Source organism: Halostella pelagica (genome assembly GCF_004762015.1).
GTDB lineage: Archaea > Halobacteriota > Halobacteria > Halobacteriales > Natronoarchaeaceae > Halostella > Halostella pelagica.
Window position 1 is genome coordinate 418,801 of the sequence record NZ_SJES01000003.1, and the last position, 16,597, is coordinate 435,397.

Consider the following 16,597-nt stretch of genomic DNA (forward strand, 5'->3'; position numbering starts at 1 on the left):
TCAGGTCCCTCCGTCTCGCGCCCAGTCGCGGCAGCGATCGATCGCGTCGTCCCAGCGACTGTACATCTCGTCGGCCATCTCGCGGTCCATCTCAGGTTCGAACTCGCGGTCGACCTGCCAGTTGTCTCGCAGTTCGTCGACGGAGTCCCAGTAGCCGACTGCCAGCCCCGCGGCGTACGCGGAGCCGAGCGCGGTGGTCTCGTCGACCTCCGGCCGGACGATGCCAGTCTCGATGATGTCGGACTGTAACTGGCAGAGGAAGTTGTTCTTGACCGCGCCGCCGTCGACGCGCAACGTCGACATGTCGATGCCAGAGTCGGCCTCCATGGCCTCGGCCACGTCGCGCGTCTGATAGGCGATCGATTCGAGCGTCGCCCGAACGATGTGTTCGCGGCGGGTGCCCCGAGTCATCCCGACGATGGTCCCGCGTGCGCGCTGGTCCCAGTGGGGTGCGCCGAGCCCGGTGAACGCCGGGACCATGTAGACGCCGTCCGTCGAGTCGACGCTGCGGGCGAGTTCCGCTGTCTCCGCGGCGTCCTCTATCAGATCGACGTCTTCCAGCCATTCGATGGCGGCCCCGGTTACGAAGATGGCACCCTCAAGCGCGTACTGGACGGGTTCGCCCGAACGCTGGAAGCCGATGGTCGTCAGTAGGCCGTGGTCGCTCTCGACCGCGTCGTTACCGGTGTTCATCAGGAAGAACGAGCCGGTTCCGTAGGTGTTTTTCGCGTCGCCCTCGTCGAAGCAGGTCTGGCCGAACAGCGCGGCCTGCTGGTCGCCGAGTGCGCCGGCGACGGGGATCTCCGTTTCGAGGAAGCCGTCCGGGTCCGTGTACCCGTAGTAGTCGTCGTCGCTGGACGGGCGCACTTCGGGCAGCATCCCGCGGGGGACGTCGAACTCCCGAAGGAGGTCGTCGTCCCACTCCAGATCGCGGATGTTGTAAAGCATCGTCCGCGACGCGTTGGTCACTTCCGTGATGTGGTTGCCCGTCAGATTGTATATCAGCCAGGAGTCGATCGTTCCGAAAAGTATCTCACCTTTCTCGGCGCGGTCCTGAACGTCCTCGGGACGGCTGCGCTCCATCTTGATCGGGTCGGCGTTCGCCAGCAGCCACTCGGCCTTCGTCGCGGAGAAGTACGCGTCGGCCTCCAGGCCGGTTTTCTCACGGATATCCTCGACTTTTCCCTGGGATTCGAGTTCCTCGACGCGGTCGGTGGTTCGTCGGTCCTGCCAGACGATGGCGTTGTGGATCGGCTTGCCCGTCTCGGCGTCCCACAGGAGCGTCGTCTCCCGCTGATTCGTGATTCCGAGCGCCTCCAGCTGGTCGGTGTTCAGACCCGCCTCGTTGAGGGCCCGATTTACGACCGTCTTCGTGTTCTCCCAGATCTCCATCGGATCGTGCTCGACCCAACCGGGGTCGGGGTATATCTGTTCGTGCTTTTCGTACGCGTTCGCGACGACCTGGCCGCTGTGGTCGAAGACCATAAAGCGCGTGCCAGTCGTCCCTTGGTCGACCGCCCCGACGTAAGTGTCTGTCATTGGTATCACCAGTTGTGTGCCGGCTGCTGCCGGACGTACGGCACCGCCGTATCTTTACTACTAGTGCCGCTATACCAGTAAACATCAATGACTTTCGTTATAAAAGTTTCCATGAACCGGAATTATAGCGGCTTTTACCCGCTTGTATGATCTGCGTGGTACTCAATTCGTCTTGAGTTTACTGGATAATGCCTTATGGCGGTAAAGTAAAGTGGGAGCGACACGACGTTCCAGAAAACGGATGACTTACGACACCGAGGCCCTGGTCGTCGGTGGCGGGTCGACAGGAACTGGGATCGCCCGTGACCTGGCTATGCGGGGGGTAGACGTGACCCTCGTCGAAAAGGGGAACCTCACGCACGGGACGACGGGTCGGATGCACGGACTGCTCCACAGCGGCGGGCGGTACGCCGTCGCTGACCAGGCGAGCGCGAAAGAGTGCATCGAGGAAAACCGGGTCCTTCGAGATATCGCGAGCCACTGCGTCGAGGAAACCGGCGGTCTGTTCGTCCAGCGACCGGAAGACTCGGACGAGTACTTCAGGGAGAAACTGGAGGGCTGTCGGGAGTGTGGAATTCCCGCGGAGGAACTCACCGCCGAGGAGGCCCGGGAGATGGAACCGTATCTGGCGAGTGACATCGAACGAGCGATCCGCGTTCCGGACGGCGCGGTCGACCCGTTTCGCCTGTGCGTCGCAAACGCCGTCAGCGCGGAAAACCACGGTGCACGCGTAGAGACGCACGCGGAAGTCGTGGACCTGCTCGGCGACGAGGACCGCGTGGAAGGGGTGACAGTCCGACACGAGAGCGTCTCGCAGAGCGACACGGATCGGGGTTCGTCACGAGAGGAGCGAGCTGACGGCGACCCCGACAAGCGCGAGTATCAGGAACCCGGTAGTACCGAAGATATCCGCGCAGACTACGTCGTCAACGCGACGGGCGCGTGGGCCGGACAGATAGGTGAGATGGCCGGCGTCGACATCGAGGTGCGCCCGTCGAAAGGCGTGATGGTCGTGATGAACTGTCGACAAGTAGACACGGTCGTCAACCGCTGCCAGCCGAAAGGCGACGCGGACATCGTCGTCCCCCACGAGACGACGGCCATCCTGGGCACGACGGACGAGGAGGTCGACGACCCCGAGGACTACCCCGAGGAGCGGTGGGAAGTGGATCTGATGATAGACGAGTTGAAGCAACTCGTCCCTATCCTCGACGACTCCCGGACGGTCCGGTCGTTCTGGGGGGTTCGTCCGCTGTACGAACCGCCGGACGTGGGGAGCGACGACCCGACGGACATCACGCGGGACTACTTCCTGCTCGACCACGAGGAGCGCGACGACCTGGAGGGGATGACCTCTATCGTCGGCGGGAAGTTCACCACCTACCGCATGATGGCCGAGGAGATAAGCGATCACGTCTGCGAACAGTTGGACGTCTCCGCCGAGTGCCGCACCGCAGACGTTCCGCTGCCGGGGAGCGAGGATACGTCGGTCCTCGACGAGGGCATGGACCGCTTCGGACTCCGTTCGCCCATCGCCCGCCGGAGCGCCCAGCGTCTCGGGTCACGCGCAGACGACGTGCTCTCGTCGGTCGACCCGAATCCGGTGGTCTGTGACTGCGAGGCCGTCACTCGCGCGGAGATACAGGACGCCATCGACGGGGCCGGCAGCGATCTCAACGCCGTCCGCATCCGAACCCGTGCGTCGATGGGCAACTGTCAGGGCGGCTTCTGCTGTCAGGGTATGGCCCACGAACTCCATCCGGAGTACGGCGAACCGACCGTCCGCAGGGCGCTGGACGAACTGTACCAGGAGCGCTGGAAAGGCGAGCGCCACGCCCTCTGGGGGGAACAGCTTTCGCAGGCGATGCTCAACTACGCGCTCCACGCTACTACGATGAACCGCGACGAGGACCCCGCTGAGACCGGCGGTATCGACTACACCGCGTTCGACGACGGTGTGGACGCGCCGGGCGGGACCGGCGACGAACGGGGCGTGGTGCCGGACGGGGGCAACCACGCCAACAGTACGGGCGGCCGTACCGCCGACGAGGGTGATTATGGCGATTGAGGACGACGTCCTCGTTATCGGCGGCGGCCTCGCGGGCGTCGCGGCCGCACTGACCGCGAACGAAGACGCGCAGGTGCGCCTGATCTCGCACAAGCAGAGCACGCTCCGTCACGCGAGCGGCCTCGTCGACGTCCTCGGGTACACGCCCGAGAGAGAGGGACCGCTCGCCGACCCGTTCGACGCGCTGGCCGACCTCCCGGAGGGCCATCCGTACGAACGCGTCGGGAGCGACGCCGTCCGGTCGGGACTGGCGCTGTTCGACGATATCGTCGGCGACGCGTACGCGGGCAGGCACACGGACAGAAACGCCCTCGTTCCGACCCACGGCGGAACGGTGAAACCGACCGCGCGCTATCCGAGAGCCGCCGCCGCCGGTCTCGCCAGCGACGAGCGGGACGCCCTGCTCGTCGGCTTTGAGTCGATGACTGATTTCGACGCGCCGCTCGCCGCCGAACATCTGGCGGCGGCCGGCGTCCCGTTCGAGGCTCGCGGCGTCACGATACCGTTTTCCGGTGATTTTCGGGCGGACGCGAAGGTGACGCGGTACGCCCACGCGCTCGACCGGAACGAGGAACTGGACGGAAATGACGGAGGCTCCGGAACGCCCGCGCGGCGAGCGCTGGCCGAAGCGGTGAAACCCCATCTCGACGACCAGGAGCGCGTCGGTTTCCCGGCCGTCCTTGGCGACGATGACCCATCGGGGATCCGATCCTCCATCGAACGCGCCCTCGGCGTCGACGTGTTCGAGGTGCCGATGGGGCCGCCGAGTCTCCCCGGACTCCGCCTCGAAGACCGTCTCTACGCCGCGCTGGAAGACGCCGGCGTCCGCATGGCGACTGGGAACCCGGCCGTGGACGTGGCGACGGAGGACGGCCGGGTCCGCGCGGTGTACGTCGACCGGACCGGACGGCGCGTCCCGTACCACGCCGACCAGTTCGTGCTGGCGTCGGGCGGTCTGGTCGGTAAGGGGATCGATTCGGACCGCGAGACGGTCCGCGAACCGGTTTTCGACTGCCACGTCCCGCATCCGACAGACCGGTACGACTGGTTCGAGGACGACGCGTTCGGCGACCACCCGTTCGCCCGCTTCGGCGTGGACGTGGACCACGACCTTCGGCCGCTCGCCGCCGATGGGACCCCGGAGTACGAGAACCTCCGGGCCGCGGGGAGCGTCCTCGGCGGCTACGACTTCGCGGCCGAGAAATCGGGAAGCGGCGTCTCGCTCGCGACGGGGTACGCCGCCGGCCGTGCGGCGGGCGAGGCGGCCGCCCGCAGTGACAGCACGTCAGCGACTGCGACGACTCACGGTGATACCAAATGAGCGACGCCGAGAACCCAGACGACGAGTTCGAACCGGTACAGGTGTTCGGAGACGAGGACGGCGGGGACCTCCGGCCCGGATCAGACGACTGCTACAAGTGCTCCACCTGCGACACCAACTGTCCTGTGGCGGAGGTAGACGACGACTTCCCCGGCCCGAAATTCCAGGGGCCCGAGCAGTGGCGTCTCAAGCGCAAGGAGGACCACGACATCGACGACTCGGTGATGAAGTGTTCGAACTGCATGCGCTGTGACGGGGCCTGTCCCTCGAACGTCCCGCTGAGCCAAATGCACAACACGGCCCGCGGGGAGTACGTCGACGAACAGATGGAGACACTCTCACGGGAGTACGTCCGCAACCGCATCCTCTCGAACTACCGCTTCTTTGCGAGTCTCGGGAGCAAGGTGCCGCGCCTGTCGAACTTCGTGATGGGCCTCGGAATCACCTCGTGGCTCGGCGAGAAGGTGATGGGTATCTCCAGCGAGCGCGAGATGCCGGAGTTCGCGACGCAGACGTTCCGGGAGTGGTGGGAAGAGCGAGGCGGCAAGGCTGCCTCGAAAAAGCAAGCACGGGAGGCGCGAGCAGAACGTGGCAGGGACAAAACGAACAGTCCCGACAAGCGCATCGCGTATTTCCACGGCTGTTACTCCAACTACAACACGCCCGAGGTCGGCAAGGCGATGGTCCGCGTATTCGAACACTTCGGCTACGAGGTCGTTGTGCCGCCCCAACGCTGTTCGGGCACGCCGATGTTCGCAAACGGGATGGTAGACGACGCACGCCGCGCCGCCGAGACTAACGTCGAGGAGTTCGTCGCCGCCATCGGCGACGGCGCGGACGTCATCGCGTCCTGTACCTCCTGTTCGATGTCGCTCCGCCAGGAGTATCCCGAACTGTTCGACATCGAGGGGATCGACGACCTGTCAGCTCACACGTACGAGGCGGTCGAGTACCTCCGGATCTACGAGGACTTAGATACCGCACTGGCGGGGGCCGACGCTGATTTCCCGGATACGGCGTACCACGCACCCTGTCACGCCCGCAACCAGGGGTTAGAAGGGCAGGCTATCGAAGTGGCGGACCGGATAGACGGCGTCGAAGCGACCGACGTCGGCGATTCCTGTTCCGGTATCAGCGGCACGTACGGCTGGAAAGCGGAGAACTACGACACATCTATGAAGATCGGATCAGAGATGTTCGACCACATGGACGAGACGGAGGCGGAGACGGGAATGACCGAATGTCCGACCTGCGCCATGCAGATGGAACACGGCACCGGATACGACATCCGGCATCCGCTCGAACTACTGGAGGCCGCCCTCGTCGAGGGCTGACACGATGGATCTCCACGAGCGAATCGAACGGAGACAGAACACGGCCCGAGAGAGCGGTCTGATCGTCGACCGAACTCCGCTCAACCCCGCCGTCCACTTGCCGGAACCCGTCGGGAGAGGACCAGTTCTGGAACGGTTGCTGGACGTGCTCGATCCGGTGTTCCGTCAACAGCTCCCCGACGACGTGGCCGTGTTCGGTCCGAAAGGGTCGGGGAAGTCCGCGCTCGTCAGCGCGCTGTTTGCGGGCCTGAACGACCAGATCGGTCGGGACCGCCAGCGGATCGGAACGACGACTCGGGCCGGAAGCGCCGAGGGCACGACCCAGTTCGTTCGGATCGACGCAACGAACGCACGCAGCGAGTTCCGTTTCTATCACACGCTGCTTACCGCCGTTGTCGACGAGTCAGTGCCGGAGCGCGGCGTCGGGACGGACACGCTCCGAGAGCGACTGGCCGACCAGTTGCAGGTACCGACACGCTGTGCTGTCGTCGCCGTCGACCACCTCACGGACGTCGAAGATGTCTCCGTAACTGACCTGCTCGAATGGTTCGAACCGGTCGACGACGCAGTGACGGTCGTCCCGATCGGTCACGAGGTTCCGGAGACGTGGACCGGCGAAACCGTCCACGTCCCGGAGTATCGACAGCACGCGCTCGTCGACATTCTGACGACCCGCGCCTCGCAGGCGCTCGAAAGCGGGGCGCTGAGACACGGCCAGGCTCGCCGGATCGCCGAATGGGCCGGCGGCGACGCCCACGACGCCCTCGCCGCAACCTTCGGCGCGGCGGACACCGCTGACCGGGCTGGTGCCGACCGGATTCGGGCCAACGACGTCGACGCCGGTATCGACGCCGTTCCGGAGAACTGCGTCCATCTCGGACGCGTCCTCGGCCTCCCCGAGAACCGCCAGCGGGTGCTCTCCGAACTGCTCCGTCTCGACGGGACACCCACGATCCGCGAGGCCGCCGCCGCGATCGCGGAGGGGTCCGATCTCACCGCGAGCACCGTCAAGCGGTTCCTCTACGAACTCGCCGAGAACGGCGTTCTCGAACGGGTGCAGACGACAGACGCCCACGGAAACGGTCGAACTCCCAGCCACGTTGTCCCGCGTTTTCCGACCCTCGTATTCCGGCGACTCGACGGAGACCTGTAGCCGTCGGTGAAGCCTTCGGTACGGGGCGGGGCGACCGAGATCAGGTGTACTCCAGATCGTCCGTCAGATGATCGACTGCAAGGACTAACAGCCCGCCGGCGACGGCGGCGACGACGGCGAGAACGGTCACACCGCCGTTCGAGACGACCCGCTCCGCGGGCAGACGAAGCCCGCCGACCATGAGACTCACGAGGAAGGTGAGCGTCGCCGCCCGGTAGTTCGACAGCGCCCAGTCGATAACGCGGGCCAGCGTGAGCAGGCCGGCGAAAGCGCCGGCCATGAACGCGGCGACGGGTGGAACTGCATCGACGACCGCCGCGACCGATCCGCCGTCCGCCAGGTCGGCCAATGCGTCGGTAAAGCGGTTGAGCGCGCCGAGCATGTACTCGTACTGACCGACGAGTATCAGGAGGAACGCCCCCGAAACGCCGGGGAGGATCATCGCACACACCGCGAGCGCACCAGCGAGGAGGATGACCGGTAGCGCGTGCGAGACGCCCGCTGACGCCCGTCCCGTCACTGCCGCGGCGAGCCCCACGCCCGCGACGGCGACGGCGACGCGTCCCGACGTGGTGAGGTCGACCTGTTCATAGAGAACGGCAGCGGACGCGCCGATGAGGCCGAAGAAGAAGGCGTACGTCGGGGCCGGATAGGCGTCGACGGCGCGTTCGAGCGCGTGCGACAGGCTGACGACGGCCGTCATCATCCCCACGCCGAGCGTGAGCAGGAAGACGATGTCCATCCGGACCAGTTGCGACCGAACCGCGCGGCGGGACTCCGGGTCGTGGACGCGGACAACGTCGCGGAGAGTTCGGAGGTCGATAGCCGTCAGCGCCGCGATGAGGCGCTCGTAGATGCCGGTGATGAGCGCGATGGTCCCGCCGGAGACGCCGGGAACGGTGTCGGCGCTTCCCATGAAAAACCCTTTCAGGTAGATCGCCAGCCACTCGCGAAAGGAGTCGACGGACTGGCGCTCCCGGAACGAGTCGACTGAGCCAGACACCATATGATCAGGACGTCGTAGCTCTCACGAACCGGCCGTCGAGTGCGGTATCCGACTCGTTACCGTCGCCGGAGGCACCGTCGCTGCCGGTGCCGTCGTCTCCGACCGTCGTGTTCCCGTTGTCGGTCGTCTCGTTGTCGGCGGTCTGGTTTTCGCTGGTCTGGTTATCGGCGGTGTCGTTGACATCGAGGTTCTCTTCGATGCCCTCCATCTCGACGGTGACGTTGCCGCCCTCGTAGATGGCCCGTTCGGGCACGTCGGCGTTACCGATCTGGCCGGGGTTCTCGAGGTTCTGGAGGATGTGTCGGTCCCCGATCCGTTCGGCGTTGACGCCCTCCAGGCTCCCGGTGAAGACGGTGTAGTTGCCCGCCGCGCGGACGCTGGAGTTCGTGTAGCCGTCGTCCGGTCCAAGCGTCTCCTCGGTCGGATACGGAACGGTCACCGTGAAGTCGCCGTTCTCGTCGGTTTCGACGCTCTGGTAGTAGGTGAACTGACGCTGGTCTTGCGTCCCGTTGAGTTGAACCATCGCAGTCACCGATGTCGCGTTAGAGGCGTTGACGCTGCCCTCGAGGGTCGCCCCGTCGACGCGTTCGAAGGTTTTGACGGTCGACTCTCGACGGATGTCGTAGGCACCGACATCAGGACGCTGGAGCATGTTCGCGAGGCGACCCGTGAACCGTCGGTTGATCGCCACCGGTCGCGTTGCCCCACCCTCAGTCCGCTGGGCGAGGCTCAGTATGGTCGTATCGGACCGGGTTTCGTGCACCAGCCGATAGTGCGAGAGCTGCTGGCTGTCGTGGTAGTACATCCGCGACAGCATCGTGTTCTCGAATCGGTCGTTCATTCCGTAGAGGTTAGCCGGCTGTTGTGCCTGTCCCTCGGCTGTCTGGAACGTGATCATCCGCTCTTGCGTGCTGAGGTAGTCGCCGAACGATGGACCGGCCCAGCGCGTTATCGGGCTGAACTTGTTGCTCGCCATCTGGTCGTCGATCATCACGTACCGGGTGTCCTCCCGTGCTTCCGCTTCGCTCTGTTGTGCGATGACCTCGCGGAGTTCGTCGTTCGAGAGGTCGCTGATGTGTTCGTCGCGCTCGTCGAGCGACGGCAGCGCTTCCAGAACGAGTTCGGCGCGCGTCTCGTTTGTCGTCTGGAGGAACTCGGACGCAGGCCGCGGTCCCTGCTGGAACGGGTTGGCGTTCGGTATCCGCTCACCCTGGACGGTGATCCAGTGGCCGTAGTCCCACCACGACATCACGCCGTAGGCGCCTTCGGGATAGTCGTAGTCGTCGGTCTGCTCGTACGTCTCGTACATCTCCATCGGTTCGCCGTCGGGGTTCGCGTAGGTTCCCGGTTCGGGGGTGTTCTCCTGGAGCCAGCCGGTGCTTTCGGCCCAGTACGCGGACGAGCCCGGACCGGTCGAATTGCCGGCTTCGGCCGCGGCCGTGCTCGCTGACGAGGACGCGAGCGGTCCGACGAGGGGGACGGTTACGAGCAGGAGGACGGCGACCAGCGTCAACACCTGATACCCCTTGATGTCGGTCAGACGCTTCGCCGACGTCGGAACGTCGAGCAGGCGGAGTATCTGCCCGAACAGCCAGGCGTTCAGCAGGACGACGGAGATAGCGAGGTAGTAGTTGAACCGCTGCTGCGTCAGTGACATCAGGACGAGGAAGACGGTGAGCACGACCAGCAGGAGTTCGTCCGGGCGGTAGTCGTCGCCGGCGAGCGCGATATGCGCTGCCATCCAGAACAGACCGAACGCCGCCGTGAGATAGGTCAGTCCGTACTGGCTGATCATGAAGGAGCCGGCGTCATCGAGTGAGACCGCCTGCACCTCTCCCACGGTCCGGCCCGTGTCGCTCGACCCGAGCGCGAAAACGCGGACGACGTTATCCTGGATGAGCGAGAACGCGTCGGGGAGTGCAACGGCCATCAGAACAGCCCCAGAGAGGATGCCGCCCGCGATCACGGCCGGGTAGTAGTGGCGGGCGATGTCCCGGTCGTCGAACTTGCGGGCGAGCCACGCCATGAACGCACAGCCGGCGGCGACGGCGATGGCGATCAGATACTGGGTCAGCGAGATCGTCGTCGTCTCGAAGCTCAGCGAGCCAGTTTTGACGACGAGCATCGGAACGACCGTCGCGAGGCTGACGACGCCGACGAACGCGGTGTGGTCGGGGCTCCGTCCGCGGACGTAATCGAGGGTCAGCGAGACGGTGAAGAAGGCCCCGAGGATGCCGATAAAGATGATGCCGGGCGGCCAGGTCCACAGGTACAGCGCGATGGCGACGCCCGCGAGAACGCTAGCGATCGTCGGGTCGCGGAGGGCCTCCCAGTCGCGGTCCACGACGAGTTCGTACACCGGCTTTTCCTGCTGGGCGACTCGGAGGGCGCGGACAACCATGACGAGGGCGATAGAGAGGAAGAACGCCTCGGCGATGTGGTGGTCGCCGAACCCGACGGTGCCGCGGTCCAGAATGTATCCCGGGAGGATCGCAAGCACGAAGACGCCGAACAGAGCGCCGAGGCGGCCGGCGTAGTGTTTGCCGAGGTAGTAAAGCGGGAACACGAGAAGGGTCCCGAACACCGCGGGTGCGTAGAGAAGCACCGTCCGGACGGTCTCGCCGGAGGGGTCTCCCAGGCCGACGACCAGGGCGGCGGTCGCGACTATCTGGTCGAACAGCGAACCGAACTGGCCACCGGACGTCGTGCCGTAGGGGAAGTGCGTGTACGGATCGAACGGCATCGTCCAGGGCCAGTTGTTGACCGTGTACTGGATTTCGCGGTAGTGGTAGTATGCGTCGTTACCTCTGAACAGTATCTCGCCGCCGCTGGTGAAGCGCTCGCGCGCCTGGATCCGGACCCAGAACATGAACGCCACCAGCACCGAGAGAACCGGCACGTGATACCAGTCCTCCCAGATATCGAGCACCGACCGCTCGTTGGCGGTCTCGTCCTCGACCGTTTCGGTCTCGCTACTCATTAGGTTTGGATCCTCCGAAAACGCCTATAGGCCTTGTGATACGGATCGCCGACTGCTGTCGGGATCTGGACGCTTCGCGGCACGGACCGAACCGGACGGGTCAAAGGGGAAAACCACTACTGTGGGGCCGACGAATCGCGTCGTGATGAAGGTTTCAGTGGTTCTATGCACCTACTCGCTGGACGTGTACGGCCACTTCCGCGAGGCCGCCGACAGCATCCTCGACCAGACGTACGACGACGTCGAACTCGTCATCGTCGTCGACGGGACGACGAAGGTGTACGACCGTGTGCGCGAGGACTACGGCACCCGCGACGGCGTCGTCCTCCACTGCAACGACGAGAACCTGGGATTACTGAAGAGCCGGAACAAGGGGACCGAACTCGCGTCCGGCGATATCGTCGCGTTCACTGACGACGACGCGGTTGCCGACGAGGAGTGGGTCGCGGAACTCGTCGACACTTACGAGACCCACGACGCTCTCGCGGCCGGCGGGAAGATGACGCCCGCCTGGGTCGCCGGGAAACCGTCGTTTCTCCCCAGCGAGTTCTACTGGCTGGTCGGCGTCACGCACCGCGGCTTCGCAGACGGCCCTGGCGAAGTGCGCAACACGTTCGGCGCGAACATCTCCTTTCGACGCGACGTCTTTCTCGACCTCGGCGGTTTTGACCCGAACATCGGCGGCCGGAAAGGCGACAAGAATCTCCAGGGCGGTGAGACGGAACTGGCGGCGCGTCTCCGCAGAGAGTACGGGGAGGGCGTCCAGTACAACCCGAACGCGACGGTCGCCCACAAGGTGTTCGAGTACCGAACGGACCCCGTCTGGTTGCTGAAACGCGCGTTCTGGCAGGGGTATTCGAAGCGCGCGATGGAGACGCTCGTCCCCGATTCGACCGGCGAAGAGAGCGAGTTCCTCGGCAAGTTGCTCTTCCGGTTCGTTCCGGACCGGACGAAACGGGCCATCTCCGAACAGTCCGGGTCGCAGGCGCTCAAGGCGCTCTCGCTGCTCGTCTTCACCGGCGTCGTCGGCCTCGGCTATCTCTACGGGACGGTGAAATGGTGACGAGCGATACCGCGGGCGGGGATGTCGACCCTCACACCGACGACGCGGGGGTCTGCGTCGTCACCCACCCTCTTGCCGCCGCGGGGGAGAACGCGACGCGAACGCTGCTGGAGATCATAAGCGCCGTCACGACGGTGTCGCTGATCACGGCCGACCTTCCCCGAGACTCCGCGATCCGCGACCGGCACGAGGTCGTCGAGATAACGCGGGAGGGTGCGGGCGACAACATCGCCGTCGCCGCCGTCCGCTTCGTTCTGAACCAACTGCGGATGTGTCGGGCTATCGCGCGGCGGGACGAGGAGGTCGTCCTCTTCTTCGGCGCGACGTCGTACGTCCTTCCCGTCGTCGTCGCGTCGCTTCTCGGCAAGACCGTCGTCCTCGAACCCCGCGGCGACGTTCCACTGACGCTCCGCCTCAACTGGGAGGAGCGCCTCCCCTCGCCGGTCGCGCGAGCGCTGGCTGGCGTCGTGTGGACGCTCGAACGGATCAACTACCATCTGGCGGACGCCGTTATCACGTACACGCCCTCGATGGCCGCGGAACTCGGCCTCGACGACTTCCGGGAGAAACTCCATCCGAACGGCGCGCGCTACGTCGATACCGACGAGTTCGACGTGGACGTTCCGTACGAAACGCGCGACCGAACTGTCGGGTTCCTCGGCCGCATCGACGAGGAGAAGGGGATCCGGGAACTCGCCGCCGTCGCGCGCCGCCTGCCCGACGACGTGACGTTTCGCTTCATCGGCGACGGCGACCTCTCCGACTGGCTGGAATCCGAACTCGCGGACGAGATCGCGCAGGGGTCGGTCGAACTCGCGGGGTGGGTCGACCACGACGAGGTTCCGGCGGAGCTGAACGACCTCCGCCTGCTCGTCATGCCGTCCCAGCCGACCGAGGGCTTACCGACGACTATCCTGGAGTCGCTCGCCTGCGGAACGCCGGTGTACGCGACGCCGGTGTCTGGCATTCCCGACGTGGTACGCGACGGGGAGACCGGGTTCCTCATGACCGAACGCGACCCCGAGGCGATAGCCGACGAGATAGCGCGCGTGCTGAGCGAACCAGACCTCGTCGCGGTGAGCGGGAACTGCAGGGCGTTGACCGAAGAGGAGTACTCCTTCGAGGCCGCCGTCGAGCGGTACGCGGCGATCCTCGACGGCATCACGCGGTGACGTTCGCCGGGAGCAGCGCGACGGCCTTCTGTCGGACTCTGGTCGAGAGCACGACGAGCGTCGCCCCGTAGACGGCCCCGCCGACGAGAACGAGCGCGACGGTCGCGTAGTGCGACCCCGGAACGACGCCGGCGAGCGCGTACACCGCGCCGGTCATCACCAGACTCGCGCCGAACTGGTGTGCCATCTCCCGGTAGGGAACGTCCGGCCGGCCGATGAGCGAGGTGAGAGCGAAATAGCCGAGGACGAGCGTTATCGTCGCCGAGAGCGCCGTCGCGATCGCCGCACCGTACCAGCCGAACTGGGAGATGAGACCGACGTTGAGGACGACGTTCGAGACGACGAAGACGAGGTTGATCCGGAAGGCAACGTCGGGACGGTCGATCGCGTTGATCGCGCTGAGAAACTGCGCCCCGAACGCCGCTAAGGTGCGAGCGACGATGAGCACGAGCAGGATCGTCGCACCGCGGGTGAACTCCGGTCGGTAGATCTTGAGCAGCCGCGGGCCGATGACCGCCGCGCCGAACAGCCCGGGGATCGCGAACACGCCGGTGAACACGAGCCCTTCGTTGATGTAGTGATGGACCCGGTCGTAGTTCTCCTCGACGGAAAGCTCGCTCAGTTCCGGGAACAACGTCTTCTGAACGGAGTTGCTCACAAGCGCCAGTGTCGAGGCGAGTGTCCACGACACTTCGTAGATACCGATGAGCGCCGACGGAACGAAGAAGGCGAGAACGATCGTGTCCATCCACCCGAACGCGCGGGTCTTGATCGTCCCGAGCCAGGAGTATCGGGCGTACTCGGCCAGACGCCTGACGTGCTTACGCGTCGGCCGCGCGGGCCGAACCTCGAAGAGAAACACGCCGAGCACCGCGGCCGCCGCCAGCGACACCGCGTGGCCGACGAGAAGCCCCGTCAATTTGTACCCGAGCAGGATCAGCGCCACCTGAAAGCCGGTCCGGCCGACGCGCTCGACGGAGCGTAGGATACCCGTCTGGGCCACTCTCTTCTGGCCGTTGAGTGCCCCGATGACGGTTATCATCGCCACGTTGCCGACGACGAGCGCGGCGACGAGGCCGCTGACGGACGCGCCCACGTAGTCGTTGACCTGCTCGCCGAAGGCGACGATACCGACCGCGACCGTGGCCGCGACTGCGGCGTTCAGCAAGAACCCGACAGTGAGATACGACCCGCGGTCGGAGCCCTCGCTGACGCGCTTGTTGACCGCGCTACCCACGGCACTCGCCGGGATGTTGAGCCAGAACAGAAGCGCAACTGCGACGGCGTACGTCCCGAGTCCGGACGCACCGAGAACGCGGGCGATAGCGAAGGTGGCGGCGAACCCGGCGAGCGAGACGCCGACCTGCGACGCGAAGTGGATCAGCGTGGTTCTACCGAGACGCATTATTCCATGTAGCCGAGGTCTTGGAGTTGTTTTTGCATCGCGTCGGTGAGTTCTGAACCTTCGCCGGTTGCAATGAGTCGCCCATCGGTCGATAGCCACTCCGAGAGAGCGTCGTCCAGTTCAGACGCTGTGTTCGGGTGTTCAGACGTGACATCCGTGATCTCGTCGGGCAGTTTGAACAGTCGGGAGCGCCCCTCACTTTTCTCGTACCTGAACTCTCGGGTGCGGAGGCTCGTGAGCATATTGGAGTGAAACTGCGTCGTGTCGAAATCCGGGTTTCGGTCCAGATAGGGCTCGAAGTTCGCCCCCTGGCGCTGCGAGATAACCCGTTCGCGGACCGTTTGTCGCATATCGATTCCCTGTAACCCGTCGGTGGATGCGCCACCCATATCGGCGAGCGTTCGCATGAGATCGAGATGTTGAACGAGGCCGTCGGACGGATAATCGACGTCGTCGAGACCGTGAACCACCAGCGGCACGTGCGTTACCGCGTCGTTGATCACGATGCGATGGGCGAGCATCCCCCGCTCGCCGAACAGTTCGCCGTGGTCGGCGGTGATGACGACGACGGTGTCGTCCAGATCGAGCGACTGGACGTGATCGAAGAGTCGGCCGACCATCTCGTCGGTGTATGCGATCTCTGCGTCGTACATCGCCTCGATCGCGCGCTGTTCCGTCTCCGTGAGGTTGTAGCCGTCAGCGACTATCTCCTCCATGTCGTAGTGGACACGCATCGCGATGTCAGCCGCCTCCTCGGCGGAGATATTCAACCCGTCCGTGTATCTGTCCAGATACGGGAGCGGCGGATAGTAGGGACGGTGCGGTTCGTTGTAGTGAAGGTAGAAAAAGAACGGCTCGTCGCTGCCGAGGTCGGTGAACCACTTTTTGGCGACTTCGTTCATCAAAAACGGGGTCGCGTGTTTGGCCGTGTCGTGCGTTACTCCGGCGGAGTGGCTGCGAATGTTCAGGAAGTACTTGGCTATCGTCTCCGGACCGAGAACGTCCAGAAACGTCGAGGCGGCGAGCCACTCGAACCTGTCGAACCCTCGGTCGAGACCGGTGCCGGAACTGACGTAGGAGTTCCGGGAGAGTCCGGCCGTTGCGTATCCGGCGTCACCGAGCCGTTCGGCGACAGTATCGAGTTCCTCTGGGATCGATTCGTTGGCGATCCGTAACCCGTGGTGTGACGGGTACACGCCGGTCAGAATAGAGGCGGCGGACAGCGCCGTCGCGTTCCCCGCAGCAAAGCAGTTCGAGAGATACTCTCCGCTTTCCGAGTCCGCGATCCGCTGGAGGTTCGGCGTCGTATCGCGGTCGTACCCACCCATCGTGGTATGGTCCGCACGGACGCTGTCGAGGGTGATCCAGAGGATATTCGGAGGGGTCGCCATCGTTACGTAGTCCACCGGGAAGTTATTTCCATCTTTCCCTCTCAGTCGCCGTTACGGAGACGTATCGGTTCGATGAATACCGCTAGTTCAACTGTCTCGGATGACGCGTAGTATCCAAGCCCTGTGAGATCGGGTCCGAGTTCCGTTCGAGTCGGGAAACCTATC

At 64.8% G+C, this 16,597-nt stretch carries 11 protein-coding genes; 6 read left to right on the forward strand and 5 right to left on the reverse strand.

Translation table 11 applies throughout. The features are described from left to right. A complete protein-coding gene (gene glpK, locus EYW42_RS10215; RefSeq protein WP_135535156.1) occupies positions 1 to 1,539 on the reverse strand; it encodes a glycerol kinase GlpK in 1,539 nt (512 codons plus the stop codon). Positions 1,540 to 1,780: 241 nt separating this feature from the next. Here glpK and glpA point away from each other — a divergent pair, with 241 nt between their 5' ends. The 4 genes from glpA to EYW42_RS10235 are packed head-to-tail and all read left to right on the forward strand — an operon-like array spanning position 1,781 to position 7,415. Further along, on the forward strand, positions 1,781 to 3,607 hold the full coding sequence (gene glpA / locus EYW42_RS10220; protein ID WP_135535157.1) for an anaerobic glycerol-3-phosphate dehydrogenase subunit GlpA: 1,827 nt from the start codon (positions 1,781 to 1,783) through the stop codon (positions 3,605 to 3,607). Next, positions 3,597 to 4,928: a glycerol-3-phosphate dehydrogenase subunit GlpB gene (gene glpB, locus EYW42_RS10225; RefSeq protein WP_135535158.1), complete on the forward strand. Its 1,332-nt coding sequence runs from the start codon at positions 3,597 to 3,599 to the stop codon at positions 4,926 to 4,928. Before glpA ends, glpB begins: the two co-directional genes overlap by 11 nt. After that, positions 4,925 to 6,262 (forward strand): anaerobic glycerol-3-phosphate dehydrogenase subunit C, encoded by a 1,338-nt coding sequence (locus tag EYW42_RS10230; RefSeq protein WP_135535159.1) that lies wholly within the window; start codon positions 4,925 to 4,927, stop codon positions 6,260 to 6,262. Before glpB ends, EYW42_RS10230 begins: the two co-directional genes overlap by 4 nt. A 4-nt stretch (positions 6,263 to 6,266) precedes the next feature. Further along, positions 6,267 to 7,415: a Cdc6/Cdc18 family protein gene (locus EYW42_RS10235; RefSeq protein ID WP_135535160.1), complete on the forward strand. Its 1,149-nt coding sequence runs from the start codon at positions 6,267 to 6,269 to the stop codon at positions 7,413 to 7,415. Positions 7,416 to 7,455: 40 nt separating this feature from the next. On the opposite strand, the gene EYW42_RS10240 is transcribed toward EYW42_RS10235, so the two are convergent. Together EYW42_RS10240 and EYW42_RS10245 are read right to left on the reverse strand one after the other, a co-directional pair. Further along, positions 7,456 to 8,421 (reverse strand): DUF368 domain-containing protein, encoded by a 966-nt coding sequence (locus EYW42_RS10240; protein WP_135535161.1) that lies wholly within the window; start codon positions 8,419 to 8,421, stop codon positions 7,456 to 7,458. Between the two features lie 4 nt (positions 8,422 to 8,425). Then, positions 8,426 to 11,401 (reverse strand): oligosaccharyl transferase, archaeosortase A system-associated, encoded by a 2,976-nt coding sequence (locus tag EYW42_RS10245; protein ID WP_135535162.1) that lies wholly within the window; start codon positions 11,399 to 11,401, stop codon positions 8,426 to 8,428. A 145-nt stretch (positions 11,402 to 11,546) separates the two neighbouring features. Between EYW42_RS10245 and aglG the strand changes: the two genes are divergently transcribed. Together aglG and EYW42_RS10255 are read left to right on the forward strand one after the other, a co-directional pair. Beyond that, complete coding sequence (aglG, locus tag EYW42_RS10250; protein WP_135535163.1) at positions 11,547 to 12,464, forward strand: glucosyl-dolichyl phosphate glucuronosyltransferase; 918 nt, start codon at positions 11,547 to 11,549, stop codon at positions 12,462 to 12,464. Next, complete coding sequence (locus EYW42_RS10255) at positions 12,458 to 13,636, forward strand: glycosyltransferase family 4 protein (protein WP_135535164.1); 1,179 nt, start codon at positions 12,458 to 12,460, stop codon at positions 13,634 to 13,636. Before aglG ends, EYW42_RS10255 begins: the two co-directional genes overlap by 7 nt. Here the strand turns inward: EYW42_RS10255 and EYW42_RS10260 are convergent. Both EYW42_RS10260 and EYW42_RS10265 read right to left on the reverse strand, forming a co-directional pair. Beyond that, entirely contained in the window at positions 13,626 to 15,041 is a 1,416-nt protein-coding gene (locus EYW42_RS10260) for an oligosaccharide flippase family protein (RefSeq protein WP_135535165.1), read from the reverse strand. The two genes, EYW42_RS10255 and EYW42_RS10260, sit on opposite strands and share 11 nt — an antisense overlap. Then, positions 15,041 to 16,432, reverse strand: coding sequence for a sulfatase (locus EYW42_RS10265; RefSeq protein WP_135535166.1), 1,392 nt, complete (start codon positions 16,430 to 16,432; stop codon positions 15,041 to 15,043). Before EYW42_RS10265 ends, EYW42_RS10260 begins: the two co-directional genes overlap by 1 nt. Positions 16,433 to 16,597: the final 165 nt, after the last annotated feature.

Bases quoted from the DNA above. Each gene is read 5' to 3' on its own strand.
- EYW42_RS10240 (WP_135535161.1), bottom strand. From the start codon at position 8,421: ATGGTGTCTGGCTCAGTCGACTCGTTCCGGGAGCGCCAGTCCGTCGAC.
- EYW42_RS10260 (WP_135535165.1), bottom strand. From the start codon at position 15,041: ATGCGTCTCGGTAGAACCACGCTGATCCACTTCGCGTCGCAGGTCGGC.
- EYW42_RS10265 (WP_135535166.1), bottom strand. From the start codon at position 16,432: ATGGCGACCCCTCCGAATATCCTCTGGATCACCCTCGACAGCGTCCGT.
- glpB (WP_135535158.1), top strand. From the start codon at position 3,597: ATGGCGATTGAGGACGACGTCCTCGTTATCGGCGGCGGCCTCGCGGGC.
- EYW42_RS10245 (WP_135535162.1), bottom strand. From the start codon at position 11,401: ATGAGTAGCGAGACCGAAACGGTCGAGGACGAGACCGCCAACGAGCGG.
- EYW42_RS10230 (WP_135535159.1), top strand. From the start codon at position 4,925: ATGAGCGACGCCGAGAACCCAGACGACGAGTTCGAACCGGTACAGGTG.
- EYW42_RS10255 (WP_135535164.1), top strand. From the start codon at position 12,458: ATGGTGACGAGCGATACCGCGGGCGGGGATGTCGACCCTCACACCGAC.
- EYW42_RS10235 (WP_135535160.1), top strand. From the start codon at position 6,267: ATGGATCTCCACGAGCGAATCGAACGGAGACAGAACACGGCCCGAGAG.
- glpK (WP_135535156.1), bottom strand. From the start codon at position 1,539: ATGACAGACACTTACGTCGGGGCGGTCGACCAAGGGACGACTGGCACG.
- glpA (WP_135535157.1), top strand. From the start codon at position 1,781: ATGACTTACGACACCGAGGCCCTGGTCGTCGGTGGCGGGTCGACAGGA.
- aglG (WP_135535163.1), top strand. From the start codon at position 11,547: ATGAAGGTTTCAGTGGTTCTATGCACCTACTCGCTGGACGTGTACGGC.